3 protein-coding genes and 1 pseudogene are annotated in these 4,686 nt (G+C 54.0%); all 4 read left to right on the top strand.

What is annotated here, in order from left to right:
* Positions 1 to 812: ATP-dependent helicase (locus tag CSR02_RS15135; protein WP_244177050.1), on the top strand; the 812-nt coding region annotated here is incomplete at its 5' end.
* 56 nt (positions 813 to 868) lie between these two features.
* Positions 869 to 1,900, top strand: a complete 1,032-nt coding sequence (locus tag CSR02_RS15130) for a tyrosine-type recombinase/integrase (protein WP_050819841.1) — start codon at positions 869 to 871, stop codon at positions 1,898 to 1,900.
* A gap of 4 nt (positions 1,901 to 1,904) precedes the next feature.
* Positions 1,905 to 4,130: a site-specific integrase gene (locus CSR02_RS15125; RefSeq protein WP_099542232.1), complete on the top strand. Its 2,226-nt coding sequence runs from the start codon at positions 1,905 to 1,907 to the stop codon at positions 4,128 to 4,130.
* A pseudogene (locus tag CSR02_RS15120) lies at positions 4,127 to 4,618 on the top strand (helix-hairpin-helix domain-containing protein); the annotation flags it as partial. The gene CSR02_RS15125 and the pseudogene CSR02_RS15120, both read left to right, overlap by 4 nt.
* Between the last annotated feature and the right edge of the window lie 68 nt (positions 4,619 to 4,686).

Raw genomic sequence — 4,686 nt, 5'->3', positions numbered from 1 at the left:
CCCGTCTGAATGACCCCCAGCGACAGGCGGTCACGCATGGGATCGGAGACTCGCCAGGCGTCGCGGATTCATCCCCGCTGCTGGTCATCGCTGGCGCCGGTTCAGGCAAGACCAACACGCTGGCCCACCGGGTCGCGCATCTGATCGCCTCGAGCGCTGATCCGCGCCGCATCCTGCCGCTGACCTTCTCGCGGCGAGCCAGTGTGGAGATGACGCGCCGGGTGGAGCGCATCTGCAAAACGGTGCTCGGCGACAAGACCGGACCTCTGGTTGACGCGCTGGCCTGGGCCGGGACGTTTCATTCCATTGGTGCGCGGCTGCTGCGGGAGTATGCCCAGCAGATCGGCATGGATCCGGCCTTCTCGATCCATGACCGGGAAGATTCCGCTGACCTGATGAATCTGATCCGGCATGATCTGGGGTTTTCGAAAACCGAGAAGCGGTTCCCCGGCAAGGGCACGTGCCTTGCCATTTATTCCCGTGTGGTGAATTCCGGCACGCCGCTCGCCGATATGCTGCTGAAGCATTATCCGTGGTGCGCGGGCTGGGAAGCCCAGCTCAAACAGCTCTTTGCAGGCTATGTCACCGCGAAGCAGGAACAGGGCGTGCTGGATTACGACGATCTGCTGCTGTGCTGGGCGCAGATGACCAGCGACCCGGTTCTGGCCGCTGATATCGGCGGCAAATGGGATCATGTGCTGGTCGATGAGTATCAGGACACCAACCGGCTGCAGGCGGACATTTTGATGGGCATGAAGCCCGACGGTCGAGGCCTGACGGTGGTGGGTGATGACGCGCAGAGCATCTTATAAGTTAATTGGAATGCATTGATTTAGAGTGATGCCGTAGCAGAAAGAAAGGGTGTGTCATGCCCGTTCCAGACTGGACACGTTATCCGCAGGTTTCCGAGAACAAGCAAGGATGCTTGTGGCTCTCGCTACTCGACAATCTCGGGCGCTCACCCGCGACCATTGATGCCTACGCCAGAGGTCTGGATCAGTATCTGTTTTTTTGCACAGCAGTGGGCATACCGGCTGAGGCCGCGACCTTGGCTCAGGTCTCTTTATTCGTAAGGTATCTGCGTGGGGAGGCGGTTCCCCTTCTTTCCGTTCGCCCGCCAGTCAGCAATGCCACGCTGCATCAGCGTTTGTCCGCCATTCGCCTGTGGTATGACCATCTGGTTTTTGAAGGGATCATTCATCGAAACCCAGTGCCGCGCGGGCAGGCTGTTGCAGGACGGGGGCCACTCTCTGAACATGTCGGGTTTCGATATGGTTTGGTACGTCGTTCCAAACTGTTGCCGCATTTGCCGTCCGATCCAGAATGGGGACGCTTGCAAGAAGTGGTCGCACAGGACACGGTGAGAAACCGTCTCATGTTTGCACTGGCGTATTACGGCGCATTGCGCCGAGAAGAATTAGTAAATTTGCGCGTCTCGGATATCGACCCTGCGAGACGTCTGCTCACCATTCGGGCCGAAACAAGTAAAAGCGCCCGCCCGCGTGTGGTTTGTTATTCAGCGGTGCTCTGTCCTGTGTTGGCGGTATATCTGCATCGGAGGCGCAACGCAGCGACCCATTCAGCAGCCCTGTTTCTATCTGAGTCAGATCGGAACTTTCGGCAGCCTATTACGAAGTGGTCATGGAGCAAAACTGTCAGACGTCTTGCTCTTCAGGCTGATATGCCATTGTTCAGTACGCACACTTTGCGTCACCTGAGATTGACGCATCTGGCCCGTGCTGGCTGGTGTCTACACGATATTGCGACCTATGCTGGGCATCGCAATGTTCAAAGCACGACACTCTATATCCATCTTTCCGGTGAAGATCTGCTTCGCAAGATCGCAAACTCAGTCGAACAAATGGATATGAAGCTTGGTAACAGGGTCTTCGGAGGATAGAAAAGTGGCAGAATTTCAGGCTCCTCACGTCCCATCCAAATACAAATTTCACATTAATCTCGATGAATACGACAGACGGGCGACATTGTCTGCAGACGAATTAAAAGTTGTCAGACGTTGGAAAGAAGAAAATCTTGTTATTACGAAACGGCAGGTTCCGCGTCTTCATAAGCCTCTGACGGACATCCTGTATCGCAGCAATCTCGACCGCGCTAACAGCCATCGTGCTTTGAAGTATTTGCTTCTGACGGTCGCACACCAGGAAAAACCCTACTGGGGGTGGAGTGAAGACCTCTGGGTTGAGATTATCAATAATAGTCCTGTTCTGAAAAAAACCGGAATGGTACCGCAGTTGATTGCAGTCGCTTATCTTCTGTGTGGTTTTCGAAGCGTGTACAAAATTCAACGCAATGTGGCGACGGCTGTCGTTGCCCGCTTGGTTTTTGGAGCGGAGATTGTTGATACAGAATGTGAGCGTCTGTTCTCGGCCCTAACCCGTGTCGGCTTCGTCTGTCAGACCGTTCGGCCCCTCGTACCATCAGTATTTGCTGCAGTTGCATTACAAGGCGAGAATCCAAAACTCGAAAGTTTTGACAGGAAGATACTGGAACATACACGAGAGTGTTACACAGGAAATCATATCGCAAAGCGGATTGGAATCTTGTCAAACGGTTTGGCGGCAATGGGATTAACATCAAAGGTTATCCATTTTCGGGCATATCCACCTCGTCACGGAACTGAAACTGATAATATCAATCCTGAGTGGATGACATGGTGCCGACGTTGGTTGGAAACAACAACGTTGCGAGAAGGGTCGAGGCGAGCAGTTTACAACACTCTAACCCGTATCGGAATCTGGTTGGGTCGCGAGCACCCTGAGGTCACAGGACCAGAGCAATGGACGGTATCGGTATGTGCCGACTATCTCGCCGCCGTCGACAGGTTACGTGTTGGCGATTGGGGCGGTTCCACCTTTGATTATCGTCTGATCCCAACAGTTGGCCAGCCTCTGCAGGCTCCAACGAAAGTTGCTTATTATCAGGTTATGCGCCGGTTTTTATCTGATATTCAGAGTTGGGAATGGGCGCGGCTCAGGTGTAATCCGCGATATCATCTCTCGACACCGAAGAATATTGCGAAATATCTTGGCGTGAATCCCAGGACCATAGATGATGCTTCTTGGCTGAAACTGACCTGGGCCAGCCTCAACATCGAACCAGACGACCTTTCTCCTGACTGTTTCTATCCATTCGCCTTGTTGCAGGCAATCGCCGTGGTGTGGACACATGCAGGCCTTCGGAGCAATGAGATCGCCCGGCTTAGGGTCGGTTGCACGCGTGAGCAATCAGAGGATGTGGTTGATCAGTCTGGCAACGTCGTTCCGGCAGGGCAGGTCTGCTGGCTTGATGTTCCGGAAGGCAAAACTTCGGTTGCGTATACCAAACCGGTCGGCCATGCTGTTCATAAGTACATTACGGCCTGGATGAAAAAACGTGCGTCACCCCGCAAACATCTTGATCGGAGAACCGGTGAACATGTGCATTTTCTCTTTCAACTTCGAAACAGGCCAATCGCGAAGGAAGTTTTAAATCAGACTGTTATCCCGCTTTTGTGCAAAAAGGCTGGTATTCCGATTGAGGACAGTAAAGGTCGTATTACAAGTCACCGTGGACGGGCTTCAGCCGTTTCTATGCTGGCCAGTGTTCCGCAAGGAATGACAATATTCGATTTGGCAAAATGGTGCGGCCATACGTCCGTTCAATCGACGATGAGCTATGTTCGGTCGAAACCTACGCAATTGGCGAGTGCGTTTGCCAAGGCGGATCAGGCGGCGCGGATGATCGAAATTGTTATTGATAATGAGGTTATTGCGGCAGGCGCAACGAAGGATGGAGCACCCTGGAAGTATTACGATTTAGGTGATTCTTACTGTAGCAATGCGTTTTGGAGCACTTGTCCGCATCGCATGGCATGCGCACGCTGTTATTTCAACATTCCGAAGCCAAGCGCCAAGGGCGTTGTCCTGGCCGCTCAACAAGCAGCTAATCGTTTACTGGAAGAGGTCTGGTTAAGTCCAGAGGAACGGGATGCTGTGTCCGGAGACGTTGAAGCGTTGGAGGGAATGTTAAACAAGCTTCGAGATAAGCCAGCGCTGGATGGCCGAACGCCTGGCGAAATTTCGGCAACATGTGGTTCCCAAGTGTCTTCTCCATTCACAGAATCAGAATGACCAGTGCCGTGGTTGGAGAACAATGCCAAACGGAAGCGCTGGCTGGCCTCGTGGAGCGGGTGACGTTCCACAATGCCGAGAACGGTTTCTGTGTCCTGCGCGTGAAGGTGCGTGGCCAGCGCGATCTGGTCACCGTCGTCGGCCATGCCGCCATGATCTCGGCGGGCGAGTTCGTGCAGATGTCTGGGCGCTGGTTCAACGATCATACCCACGGCCTCCAGTTCAAGGCGGAGTTCCTCAAGGCCAGCCCGCCGACCACGATCGAGGGCATCGAGCGTTATCTCGGTTCTGGCATGATCCGGGGTATCGGACCCGTCTATGCGAAAAAGCTGGTGAAAGCGTTCGGCGAGGCGGTGTTCGACCTGATCGAGCAGGAACCGCATCGCCTGCGGGAAGTGACGGGCATCGGTCCCAAGCGGGCCGAACGGATTGTCGGTGGCTGGGCGGACCAGAAGGTGATCCGCGAGATCATGCTGTTCCTGCATAGTGAATTGCCCCGGGTTTTGTGGAGACGTTTTTTATCTGATTTAAGCGGCTAATGCATGTGATTTCTGTT

The sequence above is a fragment of the Acetobacter pomorum genome, assembly GCF_002738225.1.
GTDB lineage: Bacteria > Pseudomonadota > Alphaproteobacteria > Acetobacterales > Acetobacteraceae > Acetobacter > Acetobacter pomorum.
This window is presented reverse-complemented; position numbering and strand designations above follow the sequence as displayed.

Excerpts from the sequence above, each read along its gene's own strand:
- CSR02_RS15130 (WP_050819841.1), top strand. The coding sequence starts at position 869 with ATGCCCGTTCCAGACTGGACACGTTATCCGCAGGTTTCCGAGAACAAG.